16 protein-coding genes are annotated in these 15,862 nt (G+C 60.3%); 12 read left to right on the top strand and 4 right to left on the bottom strand.

Features of this window, described 5'->3' with window-relative positions; translation table 11 throughout:
• The first annotated feature begins 188 nt into the window (after nt 1-188).
• The 6 genes from bamA to lpxB all read left to right on the top strand — a co-directional run bounded on the left by bamA (nt 189) and on the right by lpxB (nt 6,379).
• Nucleotides 189-2,522, top strand: coding sequence for an outer membrane protein assembly factor BamA (bamA, locus tag ACSQ16_RS12505; protein ID WP_243262959.1), 2,334 nt, complete (start codon nt 189-191; stop codon nt 2,520-2,522).
• On the top strand, nt 2,494-3,102 hold the full coding sequence (locus tag ACSQ16_RS12500; RefSeq protein ID WP_243262960.1) for an OmpH family outer membrane protein: 609 nt from the start codon (nt 2,494-2,496) through the stop codon (nt 3,100-3,102). The genes bamA and ACSQ16_RS12500 overlap by 29 nt, the downstream gene beginning before the upstream one ends.
• Nucleotides 3,103-3,184: 82 nt before the next feature.
• Complete coding sequence (fabZ, locus tag ACSQ16_RS12495) at nt 3,185-3,655, top strand: 3-hydroxyacyl-ACP dehydratase FabZ (protein ID WP_243262961.1); 471 nt, start codon at nt 3,185-3,187, stop codon at nt 3,653-3,655.
• Nucleotides 3,652-4,434, top strand: a complete 783-nt coding sequence (gene lpxA, locus ACSQ16_RS12490) for an acyl-ACP--UDP-N-acetylglucosamine O-acyltransferase (protein WP_243262962.1) — start codon at nt 3,652-3,654, stop codon at nt 4,432-4,434. Before fabZ ends, lpxA begins: the two co-directional genes overlap by 4 nt.
• The gene (locus ACSQ16_RS12485) at nt 4,431-5,231 is read left to right on the top strand and encodes an LpxI family protein (protein ID WP_243262963.1); all 801 of its coding nucleotides are present in this window, start codon (nt 4,431-4,433) and stop codon (nt 5,229-5,231) included. Before lpxA ends, ACSQ16_RS12485 begins: the two co-directional genes overlap by 4 nt.
• A complete protein-coding gene (gene lpxB, locus ACSQ16_RS12480) occupies nt 5,228-6,379 on the top strand; it encodes a lipid-A-disaccharide synthase (RefSeq protein ID WP_243262964.1) in 1,152 nt (383 codons plus the stop codon). Before ACSQ16_RS12485 ends, lpxB begins: the two co-directional genes overlap by 4 nt.
• A 6-nt stretch (nt 6,380-6,385) precedes the next feature.
• Here the strand turns inward: lpxB and mnmA are convergent, their stop codons facing one another.
• The gene (mnmA, locus tag ACSQ16_RS12475; RefSeq protein WP_243262965.1) at nt 6,386-7,528 is read right to left on the bottom strand and encodes a tRNA 2-thiouridine(34) synthase MnmA; all 1,143 of its coding nucleotides are present in this window, start codon (nt 7,526-7,528) and stop codon (nt 6,386-6,388) included.
• Nucleotides 7,529-7,648: 120 nt separating this feature from the next.
• Between mnmA and sciP the strand changes: the two genes are divergently transcribed.
• From sciP to ACSQ16_RS12450, 5 genes are all read left to right on the top strand, one after another.
• Entirely contained in the window at nt 7,649-7,927 is a 279-nt protein-coding gene (gene sciP / locus ACSQ16_RS12470) for a CtrA inhibitor SciP (RefSeq protein WP_243263149.1), read from the top strand.
• 92 nt (nt 7,928-8,019) lie between these two features.
• Nucleotides 8,020-8,727 (top strand): response regulator transcription factor CtrA, encoded by a 708-nt coding sequence (gene ctrA / locus ACSQ16_RS12465; RefSeq protein WP_093926395.1) that lies wholly within the window; start codon nt 8,020-8,022, stop codon nt 8,725-8,727.
• A gap of 86 nt (nt 8,728-8,813) precedes the next feature.
• The gene (ligA, locus tag ACSQ16_RS12460; RefSeq protein ID WP_317406224.1) at nt 8,814-10,934 is read left to right on the top strand and encodes an NAD-dependent DNA ligase LigA; all 2,121 of its coding nucleotides are present in this window, start codon (nt 8,814-8,816) and stop codon (nt 10,932-10,934) included.
• Nucleotides 10,931-13,021: an ATP-dependent DNA helicase RecG gene (gene recG, locus ACSQ16_RS12455; protein ID WP_243262967.1), complete on the top strand. Its 2,091-nt coding sequence runs from the start codon at nt 10,931-10,933 to the stop codon at nt 13,019-13,021. Before ligA ends, recG begins: the two co-directional genes overlap by 4 nt.
• Nucleotides 13,022-13,120: 99 nt before the next feature.
• Nucleotides 13,121-13,249, top strand: coding sequence for a hypothetical protein (locus ACSQ16_RS12450; RefSeq protein WP_276326633.1), 129 nt, complete (start codon nt 13,121-13,123; stop codon nt 13,247-13,249).
• A 221-nt stretch (nt 13,250-13,470) separates the two neighbouring features.
• Here the strand turns inward: ACSQ16_RS12450 and ACSQ16_RS12445 are convergent, their stop codons facing one another.
• Nucleotides 13,471-13,932, bottom strand: coding sequence for an iron-sulfur cluster assembly scaffold protein (locus ACSQ16_RS12445; protein WP_243262968.1), 462 nt, complete (start codon nt 13,930-13,932; stop codon nt 13,471-13,473).
• 74 nt (nt 13,933-14,006) lie between these two features.
• On the opposite strand from ACSQ16_RS12445, the gene hisI reads away from it, so the two are divergent.
• Entirely contained in the window at nt 14,007-14,366 is a 360-nt protein-coding gene (gene hisI, locus ACSQ16_RS12440; protein ID WP_243262969.1) for a phosphoribosyl-AMP cyclohydrolase, read from the top strand.
• Between the two features lie 9 nt (nt 14,367-14,375).
• Here the strand turns inward: hisI and gluQRS are convergent, their stop codons facing one another.
• Nucleotides 14,376-15,233: a tRNA glutamyl-Q(34) synthetase GluQRS gene (gene gluQRS, locus ACSQ16_RS12435; RefSeq protein WP_243262970.1), complete on the bottom strand. Its 858-nt coding sequence runs from the start codon at nt 15,231-15,233 to the stop codon at nt 14,376-14,378.
• Entirely contained in the window at nt 15,230-15,844 is a 615-nt protein-coding gene (locus ACSQ16_RS12430) for a class I SAM-dependent DNA methyltransferase (protein WP_243262971.1), read from the bottom strand. The genes gluQRS and ACSQ16_RS12430 overlap by 4 nt, the downstream gene beginning before the upstream one ends.
• Nucleotides 15,845-15,862 lie beyond the last annotated feature (18 nt).

The following is a 15,862-nucleotide window of genomic DNA, read 5'->3' as shown; positions in this document are numbered from 1 at the left end:
ATCGCGGCAAATCGGGCAATCCTGCCCTTTGCCCGCCTATGATGTCATTCCTGCCCATGTTGCCGCATGATATGGTATATTTTTACCGCCGTTGCTTTTGACAAACCCCGTTAACCTGCGTAGTCAGGTTGACAATTAATGTCGCAAAAAAACGGGTCGGTGTAATGGGACTGAGGAACGAGGGCAGAATGCCCATCGAATGGGCGCAGCGCAGCAATGTTGGCAGGACCCTTCGGGGCGCATCGCTTTGTGTCATGTTGTCCGTCGCGTGGCTTGTGCCGGGCAGCGAAGTGCAGGCGCAGCAATATCAGTTCAATACGGTCGTGATTGAAGGCAACGAGCGGATCGGCGATAGCGCCATTCTGCGCCGGGCTGGCATCGGGCGGGGGCAGGCCGTTTCGGGCGGGCAGTTGAACGACGCCTACCAGAACCTGCAAAACTCGGGCCTGTTCGAATCCGTCTCTCTTGAGCCGCAGGGCAACACGCTGGTCATCACGGTGGTGGAACTGCCGACGCTGAACCGGGTAAGCTTTGAGGGCAACCGCCGCATCAAGGATGAGATGCTGGCCGAACTTATCGGCTCGACCGAGCGTCGGGTGTTCAACCCCGGTCAAGCCGAGCAAGACGCCGCCGCGATCGCTGAGGCCTATAGCAACGAAGGCCGCCTGTCGGCCCGTGTGCAGCCACGCATCATCCGCCGCGATCAAAACCGCGTCGATCTGGTCTTTGAAATTTTCGAGGGCGACAACGTCGAGATCGAGCGCCTGAGCTTTGTCGGCAACCGTATCTATTCCGATCGCCGTCTGCGCCGCGTGTTGGGCACGAAACAGGCGGGTCTGTTCCGCCGCTTGGTCAAGCGTGACACCTATGTCGAAGGCCGGGTTGAAGCCGACAAGCAGATGTTGCGCGATTTCTATCTGTCGCGTGGCTATGTCGATATGCGCACCGAAGCGGTCAATGCCGAACTGACCGAAGAGCGTGATGGCGTCTTTGTCGCCTATAACATCACCGAGGGGCAGCAGTTCCGCTTTGGTACTGTGTCGCTTGAATCCGAAGTGCCGGGGCTGAATGCTGCGGTCTATCGTGACCTTCTGAAAATCCGCCCGGGTGTGATCTATTCCCCGACATTGATCGAGAATGACATCGCCCGGATCGAACGCCAAGCGATCCGCGATGGTGTGGATTTCCTGCGTGTTGAACCGGTGATCGACCGCAATGACCGCGATCTGTCGCTGAACGTGACCTACAAGCTGTCCCGTGGCGAGCGCATCTTTGTTGAGCGGATCGACATCGAAGGCAACACCACCACGCTTGACCGCGTGATCCGGCGTGAATTCGACAGCGTGGAGGGTGACCCGTTCAACCCGCGTGAGATTCGCCAATCGGCGGAACGCATCCGTGCGCTGCAATACTTTGAGACAGCAGAGGTTAATGCCCGCCAGGGGTCCAGCCCTGAGCAGGTCGTGATCGACGTGGACGTGGAAGAAAAACCCACCGGCTCGCTGAACTTCGGCGGCTCCTTCTCGAACAACGACGGTTTTGGTGTCGCGGTCAGCTTTCAGGAGGATAACTTTCTTGGACGTGGCCAAAAGCTGAGCCTGTCGATCTCCACCGCCGAAGATGCTACACGCTATGGTGTGACATTTGTCGAGCCGCGTTTCCTTGGCCGTGATGTGGCGCTTGGCCTCAAGCTTGACTATGCTGAGACCAATTCGTCCTACACCAGCTACGACACCGAGCGTTTGTTGTTCCAGCCCAGCCTGACCTTCCCGGTGAGCGAGAATGGCCGTCTGTCCGCGCGCTACACGTATGAAGGCATCGAGATGCTGGAACGTGACGACGAAGATAACAGCGCCACCATCGCCAACGAGATCGACGCAGGCGCGCTGTTCTCCTCCTCGGTGGGCTATACCTATACCTATGACACCCGCCGCACTGGACTGGACCCAACGCAGGGTATCTTGTTCGAGTTCGGTCAGGATTTCGCAGGTCTGGGTGGTGACAATAAGTTCATCAAGACTTCGGCCAAGTTTGGCGCCGAGAAGCGTATCTTTAACGAAGAAGTAACTCTTCGTGCCACGCTCGAAGGTGGGGCGCTGGCTTGGAACAGCGGCACCAACCGTGCGGTTGACCGTTTCATCCTTGGCCCTTCCATCATGCGCGGCTTTGAGCCGGGCGGGATTGGCCCGCGTGACCAGAGCAACGGCGTGGACGATGCACTTGGCGGTAACTTCTTCGCCGTGGCCCGTTTCGAGGCAGAGTTCCCACTGGGGCTGCCCGAAGAATATGGCATCAGCGGCGGCGTCTTTTATGACGTGGGCAACCTGTGGGACCTAAGTGATGTGGACACCACGGGCGGTTCGATCGTCGGCGAAGGAGGCTCTTACCGCCATGTGGTCGGTTTTTCGGTCTACTGGGATACACCACTTGGCCCGCTTCAGTTCAACGTCTCAGACGCGCTGAAGAAAGAGAGCTTTGACAAAGAGCAAAGCTTTGAGATCACATTGCGGACCACGTTCTAAGACCATGTACCGCGCGTTCATCCCCTTTGTGATGATGCTGGCCGGGGTCACCCCCGGCCAGGCGCAACAGGCCCCTACGGCAGAGACACAGCAGAGCGGCACCGCGCAGGGCGTGATCAGCCCGGTTCTGACCATTGATTCAGAACGCCTTTTCCGCGATAGCGCTTTCGGCAGCCGGGTTTCCCGTGAGATCGAAGCCCAAAGCGAGCAATTGGCCACCGAAAATCGAGAGATCGAGGCCGAGCTGGAAGCCGAAGAGCGTGAGCTTACCGAAAAACGCACCCAGATGACGCCAGCGGCGTTCCGCGTTTTGGCAGATGCCTTCGATGAAAAGGTGCAGCGCACCCGAGCAGAGCAGGCCTCAAAGAACCGAGCGCTGAGCGAAGCGCTCGACCTAGAGCGGGACCGTTTCCTTGCTGCCGCAGCCCCCGTAATGGAACAGTTGATGCGCAATTCCGACGCGGCTGTCATCCTTGAACGCCGGCGCGTCTTTGTCTCGTCCTCGGCGATTGAGGTGACGGATCAGGCGATTGCGCTGCTGGATGAGACCATTGGCGATGGCCTGACCGAGGCCGACTGAGCGGCAGGGCGCCGGGGGATGCTTGCCCCCAGCCGTCCGAATTGGTAGCCATTCAGCAACCTTCTGAGACAAAGGACAGTCCATGACCGAAGAGCTGCTGCGCGCCGATATCCAATTGATCCAGCGCATCCTGCCGCACCGCTACCCGTTTTTGCTGGTCGACAAGGTGGAAGAGATCAACGGCACTGAAAGTGCTGTCGGCTACAAGAACGTCACTATGAACGAGCCACATTTTCAGGGCCACTTCCCCGGCACGCCGATCATGCCGGGCGTCACCATTGTTGAGGCGATGGCCCAGACGGCAGGCGTGATGGTGGGCACCGCTCTTGGCATGCAGGACCGCGACATGCTGATCTATTTCATGTCGATCGACAAATGTAAGTTCCGCCGCAAGGTCGGCCCCGGCGATGTGCTGCGGATGGACCTGAAAACCCTGCGCGGCAAGCCGGGTGCGAAGATCTGGAAATTCGGCGGTGTGGCCACCGTCGATGGTGAAATGGCCGCCGAGGCCGAGTTCATGGCGATGTTGGACCTCCCGCAGGACGCAGCATGAGCAATATTCACCCCAGTGCCGTGATCGAAGAGGGCGCACAGATCGACCCTTCGGTCAAGATCGGCCCCTTCTGCGTGGTTGGGCCACAGGTTGTGCTGAAGGCGGATGTGGAGCTTAAATCCCATGTGATCGTCACCGGCCAGACCGAGGTGGGCGCAGGCACGGTGATCTTCCCCTTCGCCGTGATCGGTGAAATTCCACAGGACTTGAAGTTCAAGGGCGAAGCGAGCCGTCTGGTGATTGGCGAACGCAACCGCATCCGCGAGCATGTCACCATGAACTGCGGCACCGAAGGCGGTGGCGGCGTGACGCGTGTGGGCGACGACGGGCTGTTCATGGCGGGCTGTCACATCGCGCATGACGCGATTGTGGGCGACCGGGTCATTGTGGTGAACTCTGCCGCTGTCGCGGGCCACTGTGTGCTTGAGGATGACGTCATCATCGGCGGGCTGTCGGGCATCCACCAATGGGTGCGCATCGGGCAGGGTGCGATCATCGGTGCTGTGACCATGGTGACGAACGACGTGATCCCCTACGGCCTTGTGCAAGCGCCGCGCGGGGATCTGGACGGGTTGAACCTCGTCGGGCTGAAACGCGCCGGTGTGGCACGGAGCGACATCACGGCGCTGCGGGCCGCGTTCCAGATGTTGGCGCAGGGCGAGGGGACATTCTCGGACCGGGCGCGGCGTTTGGGGGATGAAACCCAAAGCGATTATGTCCGCCAGATCGTTGATTTCGTCATGGCCGACACGGGCCGCCATTTCCTGACGCCGAAATGAGCCTTGCGCTGATCGCCGGACGCGGCGGCTTGCCCGCACGGGTGGCGGCAGCGCAGGCCGAGCCGCCCTTGGTCTGCGCCTATGAGGGCTGCGCGCCGGATGGGTTAAAGGCAGACCTGACGTTCCGGCTGGAAACGCTGGGCAGCCTTCTGGCGCATCTTTTGGGCGTGGGCATCCGCGAGGTTTGTCTTTGCGGCGCAATCGACCGGCCGACGCTTGATCCGGCGAAGTTGGATATGCGCACAGCGCCCTTGGTGCCGCAGTTCAAACAGGCACTGGCAGCGGGCGACAATGGCGCGCTTGAGGTGATCAAGACGATTTTCGAGGATCACGGCCTGCGGGTGGTCGGGGCCGACGAATTGGTGCCCGACCTGCTCGCCGACAGCGGTGTGCTGTCGCGTGAACTGCCCGACGAACAAATGCGCCGGGATGCCGCGCGTGGTGCTGCCGTGCTGGATGGCTTGGCTACGCTCGACATCGGACAGGCCTGCGTGATTGGGCGTGAGCAGTTGTACGGGGTTGAAGCTATCGGCGGCACGGATCACTTGCTGACGACCTTGCCGGAAGCCGTGCGTGATGCACGAGCGGTGCTCTGCAAAGGTCCGAAAACCGGCCAAATCCGCGAGATTGATCTGCCCACCATCGGCCCTGATACGCTGCGCGCCGCCCATGCGGCAGGGCTGGCGGGCGTGGTGGTCAAGGCGGGCGGCGTGATGCTGCTGGAACGTGACGCCTGTGTAGCGCTGGCCGATGAGCTGGGGCTGGTGCTCTGGGTCCGAGAGGAAGACACGGCATGAGGGTGTTCATTCTGGCAGGCGAGCCTTCGGGCGATCGGTTGGGCGGCGCGCTGATGGCGGGGCTGAAAGAGCTTTGCCCCGAGGTGACCTTCGACGGCATCGGCGGGCCGATGATGATGGCTCAGGGGCTGGAAAGCCGCTTTGACATGGACGAGCTCAGCGTCATGGGGCTGGCGGAGATCCTGCCCAAATACCGCGCGCTGATGGCCCGGATCAACGAGACGGCAGAGGCGGTGGTCGAGACGAAACCGGATGTGCTCATTAGCATCGACAGCCCGGATTTTTCGCTGCGCGTGGCGCGTAAGGTGAAAGAGAAATCTAACATCAGAACAGTTCATTACGTGGCGCCGACCGTCTGGGCATGGCGTCCCGGTCGGGCCGAGAAGATGGCCCGATCTGTCGATCATGTGCTGGCGCTGTTCCCCTTCGAGCCGCCCTATATGGAAGCGGCGGGCATGGCCTGCGATTTCGTCGGGCACCCGGTGGTGGCCGAGCCAATCGCCGATGATGCTGCCGCTGCGGCTTTCCGCGCCGAACATCGCCTCGCCGACGCGCCCTTGCTCTTGGCCTTGCCCGGTTCGCGCCGAGGGGAGGTCACGCGGCTGGCCCCGGTGTTCCAGCAGGTCGTCGCGCGGCTGGTCGAGGCAGAGCCGGCCTTGCGCGTCGTGGTGCCAGCGGCGGCCCCCGTGGCGGCATTGGTCAAACAGGTGACGCGCAATTGGGCGGGCAACCCGCTGGTGCTGGACCCGCGTGATCTGGCCTCTGAAGAGTTCACCGCCACCAAACGCGCCGCTTTTCGCGCGGCGGATGTGGCACTGGCGGCCTCGGGCACCGTGTCGCTGGAACTTGCTGCGGTGAACACGCCGATGGTCATTGCCTACGACATGAACTGGATCAGCCGTCAAATTATCGGGCGGATGCTGCGGGTGGATACGGTGACATTGGTCAACCTCGTCTCCGAAACCCGCGTGGTGCCGGAATTCATCGGTGCCAATTGCCGCCCCGGGCCGATTGCCGAAGGTGTTTTGCAGGTGTTACGGGCGCCCGGCGCGCAAAAGGACGCGATGGCGCTGACCATGCAGCGCTTGGGGCGGGGTGGTGAGGCGCCGGGCCTGCGGGCCGCGCGCGCGGTTTTGGCGCGGCTGTAGGGAGGCTTAGCCTCGGTGGATCCAGCCGCCGCCAAAGATGCGCGTGCTTTCAGGGTCATAGAACACACAAGCCTGACCCGGCGATACACCTTCCTCGGCGGTCAGCAGTTCAACCTCGGCCTCGGTCGCGCTGATCGGGCGCAGTATCGCATCGCGCGGCGGACGAGTGGAGCGCACGCGCACGGCGATGTTCCACTCCGGGCGCGAAATCAGGGGCTCGTCACCCAGCCAGTTGATCTCACGCACCGGGATCTTGCGGGTGGCGAGCATGGATTTCGGGCCAACGACGACCTCTTTGCGCTCAGCATCCAACTTCACCACATAAAGCGGATCCGCCAGACCGCCGATGCCCAAGCCCCGGCGCTGGCCGATGGTGTAGTGGATCACGCCCTCATGTTTCGCCAGCACATTGCCTTCGGTATCGACGATATTGCCCGGATCGGCGGCCTCGGGGCGTAGTTTGCGGATCACCGCGGCGTAGTCGCCATTGGGAACAAAGCAGATGTCCTGACTGTCGGGTTTGTCAGCCACCACCAGCCCGTATTTCGCGGCAAGCGCACGGGTGTCATCCTTGCTCGGCAGGTGACCCAGCGGGAAGCGCAGGTAGGAAAGCTGCTCTTCGGTGGTGGAAAAAAGGAAATAGCTCTGGTCGCGGTTGCCATCGGCGGCGGCGTGTAGCTCTGGCCCGTTCTCGCCCATCTTGCGTTGGATATAGTGACCTGTGGCCATGCAATCGGCCTCAAGATCCTTGGCGGTTTCCAGCAGGTCTTTGAACTTCACCCGCTCGTTGCAGCGGATGCAGGGCACGGGTGTCGCACCGCCGAGGTAGCTGTCGGCAAACTCGTCGATCACCGCGTCTTTGAAGACGTTTTCATAGTCCAGAACGTAATGCGGGAAGCCCATCTCTTCGGCTACGCGGCGGGCATCCTGAATGTCGACGCCCGCGCAGCATGCACCTTTCTTGGCCAGCGCCGCGCCGTGATCATAAAGCTGAAGCGTCACGCCTACGACGTCATAACCTTCGTCGGCGAGCATGGCCGCCACAACGGAACTGTCCACACCACCCGACATCGCCACGACGACCCGCGTGTCGGCAGGTGCCTTGGCAAAGCCAAGCGAATTGAGCGGCGGGGTCTGATCAAGGGCCATGGGTATCTCCGGAGTTTGTGCGCGAATATAGGAAAATCCTACCTAGTCACAAGGGCAGGCTTCACTCCGCGTTAAGGCAGATGGGGGTTATTGGACGCCAGAACAATGGCGGATGATGCGATGTACCTGAAAAAAGTCGATGGACCACGGTCTGTTACCCTTGCTGACGGCAGCGTGATGTCTCGTGCCGACCTGCCCAGCCCAGATACACAAAGATGGGTCGCGTCACGCAAGGCGGCGGTGGTGCGCGGGGTGGTCTATGGGCTGATCACCCATTCTGAGGCTTTGGAGCGGTATGGCATTAGCGATGATGAATTCATGGAATGGTTACACGCAGTTACGGAGCATGGTGAGGCCGCGTTAAAAGCTACTGCTCTGCCTAAATATAGACAACTTTAAGTTGTTAGTGTGCCGTCCAAGTAACGGTAACGGGTAGTTAACCTTTTTTGTTCAGGGTTAAGCTATCGCCCAAGATGAGCCGGAGAAACCTAATGCGTGTATTGTTAGTTGAAGATGATCCTACGACCTCTCGCAGCATTGAACTGATGCTGACCCATGCGAATCTCAACGTCTACGCCACCGACCTTGGCGAAGAGGGAATCGATCTGGCCAAGCTTTATGACTATGATTTGATCCTACTTGACCTCGATCTGCCGGATATGAACGGCCATGAGGTGCTGCGACAATTGCGATTGGCCCGCATTGAAACGCCGATCCTGATCCTTTCTGGCGCGGATGATACGGAGAATAAGATCAAAGGCTTTGGATTTGGTGCTGATGACTATCTCACCAAACCGTTTCATCGCGAAGAATTGGTGGCCCGTATTCATGCGATCATTCGCCGTTCAAAAGGTCATGCGCAATCGGTGATCGAAACCGGGCAGGTGGCCGTGAACCTTGATGCCAAAACGGTCAGTGTGAATGACAGCCCCGTGCATCTGACGGGCAAAGAATACCAGATGTTGGAACTGCTCAGCCTGCGCAAAGGCACGACCTTGACCAAGGAAATGTTCCTGAACCACCTCTACGGTGGGATGGATGAACCGGAACTAAAGATTATCGACGTCTTTATCTGCAAACTACGCAAAAAACTGAGCCAAGCCACCGGCGGGGAGAATTACATCGAAACCGTCTGGGGCCGTGGTTATGTGCTGCGCGACCCAGAACCTGTGACGATGGATTTGGCTGCCAGCGCCTGAGAGGCTGACGGCTAACCCGAAAATCGCTAGACCTGCCCCGGATCGCCACCTATCTAAGCGCCAGGTGACAATATCGGGGGCAGATCGTGACATCCCAGATCGAGGTGGCAGCGCTGGACAAGGCGCAAGCAGAAACGGAACTGGCGCGGTTGGCAGAGTTGCTGAGTGCGGCCAACACGGCCTATCATACGGAAGATGCGCCCGAAATCTCGGATGCGGAATATGATGCGCTGAAGCGGCGCAACGCAGCGATCGAACAGCGTTTCCCCGAACTAAAACGAAGCGATAGCCCCTCGGAGCAAGTCGGTGCACCGGTAGCCGACGGCTTTGGCAAGGTGCGCCATGCGGTGTCGATGCTGTCGCTGGCCAATGCCTTTGACGCAGAGGATGTGACAGAGTTCGATGCGCGGATTCGCAAGTACTTGGGGCTTGGGGGCAATGCGCCGCTGGCTTATACTGCTGAGCCTAAGATCGATGGTCTGTCGCTCTCTCTGCGCTATGAGAACGGGGTGCTCAAGCAGGCCGCCACCCGCGGCGATGGTTCGGTGGGTGAGAATGTCACCGCCAATGCGCGCACCATTGCCGACATTCCGCATGAGCTAAAGAACGCGCCTGACCTGCTGGAGGTGCGCGGCGAAGTCTACATGAGCCATGCCGATTTCGCGGCGCTGAACGCGCGGCAGGCCGAAACGGGGGGCAAGACCTTTGCCAATCCGCGCAACGCCGCCGCCGGATCGTTGCGGCAGCTTGATGCGGAAATCACCCGTGCGCGTCCGCTTCGGTTCTTTGCCTATGCTTGGGGCGCGCTCGCGACCCCGCTGGCCGAAACGCAAAAGGGCGCGATCGACCGGTTGGCGGATCTGGGGTTTTCCACCAACCCGCTGACTGCGCTTTGTGATGGTCCCAACGACATGGTGGCTCATTATGAGCAGATCGAAGCGCAGCGCGCCACGCTTGGCTATGATATCGATGGTGTGGTCTACAAGGTCGATGACCTCGCCCTACAGGAACGCCTTGGCTTTCGCTCGACAACGCCCCGCTGGGCGATCGCGCATAAATTCGCGGCTGAACTGGCTTGGACACGGCTGGAAGGCATCGACATTCAGGTTGGCCGCACCGGGGCGCTGTCCCCCGTGGCGCGGTTGCAGCCGGTCACAGTCGGCGGGGTCGTCGTCTCCAACGCGACGCTGCACAATGAGGATTACATCAAGGGGCTCGACAGTAAGGGTGCTGAGATCCGTGGTGGTAAAGACGTGCGCGTTGGAGATTGGGTGCAAATCTACCGCGCGGGCGATGTGATTCCCAAAGTGGCGGATGTTGACCTATCCAAACGCCCCGAGGATGCGGCGCCCTTCGTCTTTCCCACCACCTGCCCGGAATGCGGCTCGGATGCGATCCGTGAGCCGGGCGATGCGGTGCGGCGCTGCACAGGCGGGCTGATCTGCCCGGCGCAGGCTGTTGAAAAGCTGAAACATTTCGTCGCCCGCGGGGCCTTTGACATCGAAGGGCTCGGGGCCAAACAGGTTGAGCAATTCTACCACGACGGTTGGATCGCGGAGCCTGCGGATATTTTCACCTTGAAAGAGCGCTATGGTAGCGGCGTGCAGCAGTTGAAGAACCGCGAAGGATGGGGGCCGAAATCCGCGGACAACCTATTCCAAGCCATTGAGGATAAGCGCGAAATCCCTATGGCGCGGCTGATCTTTGCCCTCGGCATCCGCCATGTGGGCGAGGCGGCGTCGAACCTCATCGCATTGCATTACGGCGACTGGGACAGTTTTGAGGCCGCCATGGCCGAAGCGCGCGGGCTGGATGGCCCCGCGTGGGATGACCTGATCGGTGTCGATGGCGTTGGCAGTGTCATGGCAGGCTCGCTGGTTTCGGCCTTCGCGCAGGAGGCCGAGCGCGCCTCCATCGACCGGCTGGTCGCGCATCTGACCGTGGTTCCAGCGGAACGACCCGATACCGAAGGCAGCCCGGTGGCGGGCAAAACGGTCGTTTTCACCGGCACCCTGGAGAAGATGAGCCGCGCCGAGGCCAAGGCACGGGCGGAGCGTTTGGGGGCCAAGGTCTCAGGATCGGTCAGTGCCAAGACTGACATTCTCGTGGCCGGTCCGGGGGCAGGTTCCAAAGCCAAGAAAGCTGCCGATTTGGGGATTGAGACTTTGGACGAGGACGGCTGGCTCGCCTTGATCGAAGGCAAATGAGCGGCAGGCCGGAGCAGCTTTTCCCGCTTTTTGCCGGGCTGGAAACCCTCGAAGGGGTGGGGCCGAAAACCGCGCAATTGTTGAACCAATTGGGCATTCAAGCGCCGCGTGATCTGATCTTTACCCTGCCGCATTCCGGCATCGACCGCCGTCTGCGCGACAGTGTGAAGGACGCGCATCTGCCCGCGACGCTCACCGTGGCCGTCACCATAGGGGCGCATCGTCCGGCACGTACCAAAGGCGGCGCGTATCGCATCATGGTGGAGGATGCGCAGACCAGCTTTCAATTGGTCTATTTTCACGCGCGGGGGGATTATTGGCAGCGGCAACTGCCCGAAGGCAGCCGCCGCATTGTCTCGGGCCGGGTCGAGTTTTTTGACGGGATGGCGCAGATGGTCCATCCCGATTTTGCCGTGCCGGAGGAAGAGGCCAGCAGTATTCCGGATTTCGAGCCGGTGTATCCGCTAACCTCCGGCTTGACGCAAAAGCTGATGTACAAGGCCACCCGCGGCGCGCTGGCTCGCCTGCCAGCGGTGGCCGAATGGGCCGATCCGGGGCAAGTGGCGCAGGCCGGTTGGCCCGATTTCGCCGCCGCCGCCGAGGCCGCGCATGATCCTCAGAACGCCGAAGACCTCACCGCAACTGCGCCCGCGCGGGAGCGGTTGGCCTATGACGAATTGCTCGCCCATCAAGTGACCTTGGCCCTCGCCCGGCAGAATGAGCGGCGCAAAAAGGGGCGGGCAAGTCTTGGCGGCGGGCGCTTGCAGCAACGGGTGCTGAAATCACTGCCCTACAGCCCCACTGGGGCGCAGCGCCGTGCCATTGAAGAAATCACCGCCGACATGGCGCTCGACACGCGGATGAACCGGCTTTTGCAAGGCGATGTGGGCGCGGGCAAGACATTGGTTGCCTTCATGGCACTGCTTCGCGCGGTAGAGGCAGGCGGCCAGGCGGTATTGATGGCTCCGACAGAAATCCTTGCACGTCAGCATCTTATGGGGTTGCAACCGCTCGCGGAACAGGCAGGCGTGGTGCTGGAAATTCTAACTGGCCGGGACAAGGGCGCGGAGCGGCGGGCCAAACTCGCCGCGTTGGAGCGGGGCGATATTCAGATCCTCGTTGGCACCCACGCTGTTTTTCAAGCTGACGTAAGCTTTGGCGATCTGCGACTTGCGGTGGTCGATGAACAGCACCGTTTCGGCGTACGCCAACGGCTGGAATTGGGGCGCAAGGGGCGGCTGGCGGATGTGCTGGTCATGACCGCCACGCCGATCCCGCGCAGTCTGGCACTGGCGCAATATGGCGATATGGATGTCTCGGTTCTCGACGAGAAACCACCGGGACGACAGCCCATTCGCACCGCGCTTGTTTCGACCGGGCGCATGGATGAAGTCATCGACCGTATGCGTCACGCCATCGAAGAGGGACGGCAGTGTTACTGGGTTTGCCCGCTGGTGGAGGAAAGCGAGGTCAGTGATCTGACGGCGGCAGAAGACCGGTTTAAACGGCTCCGGGCAGCCTTGGGCGAGGGGGTGGTCGGTCTGGTGCACGGGCAAATGCCACCAGCCGACAAGGATGCGGCGATGCGGGCCTTTCAGGCAGGCGAAACCAAGGTGTTGGTCGCCACCACGGTGATCGAAGTGGGCGTCGACGTGCCCAATGCGACGATTATGGTGGTAGAACGCGCCGAGATTTTCGGCCTCGCTCAGTTGCACCAGCTGCGGGGGCGTGTCGGGCGCGGCGAGGGGGCCTCGACCTGTCTGTTGATGTATCAGGCGCCTTTAAGTGAGACGGGCCGTCAGCGGTTGGAAGTGCTGCGCGAGTCGGAAGATGGGTTTGTCATCGCAGAGACGGACCTAAAGATGCGCGGCACTGGAGATTTGATCGGCACTGCGCAATCGGGTGTGCCGCGCTTTCGGGTGGCGGATCTGGAACGTCAGGCCGCGTTAATGGCGGTGGCGCAATCGGATGCCCGCAAGCTCTTGACGGATGTCCCAACCCTTGAAGGGCCGCGCGGCAAGGCGGTCAGGCTGCTGCTATGGCTGATGCGGCAGGATGAGGCGATCCGTCTAATATCAGTAGGTTAGTACCTTTTCGCGCGTTTTGTTCGCTAATGTTCTTAAAAAGTTCTTTACAGGTCGGGCTAGAAATGAGAACAAAGGAGCAACAAAGATAAGGAGGTACCGATGATGACTTACACCACGCTGAAATCTATCGCTCTTAGGTCACAGGCCACGTTGTTGCAGGATGCAGCAGGGGCCGCCGCTTTGATCGTGATGCTGGTCGTTGGTCTGCATCTGCCTGCTTTTATCTGAGTTCTGCCTAAGGCTCTCATGCCGCTTTGCCTGCATCCGTCCCAATTTGATGCACCGATTTGCCTGTCCGCATCGGCCTTTGGCAAAGTGGGTCCCACATGAGTTACGCCTACTGACGCCGCCATCCTTTTTCGGATGTGCGGCGTTTTTTTCGGCTTTAGGGGACGAGGGAGGCCGCTTAGAGACTGCGAGGGTAGGTTCGCGTCTGAGTGGCGCTCTACTTAATGCTCGCCCGCTTCAACGGGGGCTACGGCCTGTTGCATTGCCTCGGTTAATGCTTCGATGCTGAGCATAATCGACGCGTGGCGGTTTTTATAGGCCGTGGCAGGGGTAAGCACTTCGAAACCGTCAAAGGGCGCGTCTGGCACAGGGCCTTCGCCCTTCAGCATGGCGCGCAACTGATCGCGGGCTGTCGTGATCTGCGTAAATGAACTTCCGGGTGCCGCAGCGCCGACAACGGCGGCGGCAGCTTGCCCCAAAGCGCAGGCTTTCACATCCTGCTTCATTTCGGCTAAATGCCCATCCTGCACGCGCACATCAACCGTCACGGTCGAGCCGCAGAGCGGCGAGCGGCGTTTGACGCTGGCCTGAGGGTCGTCCATGCGGCCCAGATGGGGGATCTCTGCTGCAAGCGCCAAGATACGCGCGGAGTAGAGCTTGATGAGGTCCGTCTCATCCGACATGGCTGTTCCTTTTCGTGCTGAAACCCTACATAAGCGCCGCTGACGCAGATGCAAATATTTCCACGAGGTGCCCGATGACTTTTGATCCTGCAAGCCTTCAATTCAACAATGCGGGCCTGATCCCGGCGATTGCTCAGGACGCTCAGACCCATGAGGTGCTGATGCTGGCATGGATGAATGCGGAAAGCATCGCGCGCACGTTGGAAACCGGCAAGGTCACTTACTGGAGCCGCTCACGGCAGGCGTTTTGGGTGAAGGGAGAAACCAGCGGGAACGTTCAGGAACTCGTTGAGATGCGGCTGGATTGCGACCGTGATTGCTTGCTGGTCATGGTAAACCAAAGCGGGCCCGCCTGTCACACCGGGCGGCGCAGTTGTTTCTACACCGGTATTCAGGATGGCCAAGAGGCCGAACTGATGAAGCCGATGGATTAAGACTGGTCTCTAAAGGCCTACCATATCACGAATTTCCTGCGGTGTGGTGCCGCTCTCGCGATAGAGCGCGATGGCGCGGGCGTCGTCGCGTTTGGCTAGCCTCTTGCCAGCTTCATCGCGAATTAAACGGTGGTGGTGGTAGCACGGCTTTGGCAGGCCCAGCAAAGCCTGCAGTACAACGTGGATTTGGGTGGCCTCAAACAGATCGGCCCCCCGTGGGACCAGCGTAACCTTCTGTGCCGCGTCATCCAGAACAACAGATAGATGGTAGGATGTGCCCATGTCGCGCCGGGCCAATACCACGTCACCAACAGTTGTAATGAGCTGATCGGGGGAAATCGTTTGCTGGCCGGTTTCGCCATTGGGGCCTTGGCCATTCTCTAAGAAGGTCAGCGGCGTGCTGCTGAGCGTTTCCAATGCCTTGGCCATATCTAGCCTTAGCGCGCCAGTCTCACGGGGGTGGCCTGCGGCGCGGCAGGTGCCGGGGTAGATGATGCCATCAGGGCCGATGATCGGCGCTGCGCCTTCTTGTGGGGCGCTGGTGGCTGCGGCGATGTCACGGCGGTTACAGGTGCAGGCGTAAAGCAAGCCGCGCGCCCAGAGATCATCAAGCGCGGCGCGGTAGCTCTCCATCCGGTCTGATTGCCGCATTACCGGGCGTGCCCATCCTATGCCAAGCCAGTCGAGGTCTTGGTAAATTTGCGCTTCCCATTCCGGGCGGGCGCGGGATTGGTCGATATCTTCGATCCGTAAAAGAAAGCTACCGCCCGCCGCTTGGGCCAGATCATGCGCCAAAAGCGCCGAATAGGCGTGGCCAAGATGTAGTGGGCCAGTCGGGGATGGGGCGAATCTGTTCGTAAATTTCAATTCTTTTCAATCAGATATACAGTAGACTTCATGTTTATTCCGGGCAAATGCGCGCCTTCTTCAGCATGGAGCAAAATCGCTGCGCCACAGTCGGTCCATTCATGGATCATGCCCAAAGCGCCGCGATCCTCCAGCGCTTTTTCATTTAGCGAAAACAGGAGTTTACCACCCCTTCCTAATCCATGCATCAGCGTGTCAAACAAGGATATTGGCGCGGCACCAGGGCCGATTACCCCGATCGCGCTAATGGCATCATATGCACCGGGCGCGAAAGGTAAGGGTGCGTCAACTTCAAGCTCTAAGAGGTTCCGGTAAATGCCTTTTTTCCGGGCCTCGACCAGCATCGCAGCCGAGACATCGCCCCCGTCAATCGTGGTAAAGCCGACGTGTTTCAGGGCTACACCAGACAGCCCGGTGCCACATCCGATGTCGAAAATCGGCAGGTCTTTGTCATCGAGAAACTCTGCAAGCGTGACAGCGGCGCGTTCGGGGGTGGCATAGCCCTGAGCTGTAATGTCGTCGTCGTAGCTGCTTGCCCATTCGTCGTAGAGGCTGCGGATGACTTTCGTGTCGCGTGCCGCATATGCCTTGTCGAAATAATGTTGTGTCATCCCCCTAGAGTATGGGGG

Origin of the sequence: Sulfitobacter sp. SH24 (assembly GCF_965641895.1) — a bacterium.
Classification (GTDB): Bacteria; Pseudomonadota; Alphaproteobacteria; order Rhodobacterales; family Rhodobacteraceae; genus Sulfitobacter; species Sulfitobacter dubius.
This window is presented reverse-complemented; position numbering and strand designations above follow the sequence as displayed.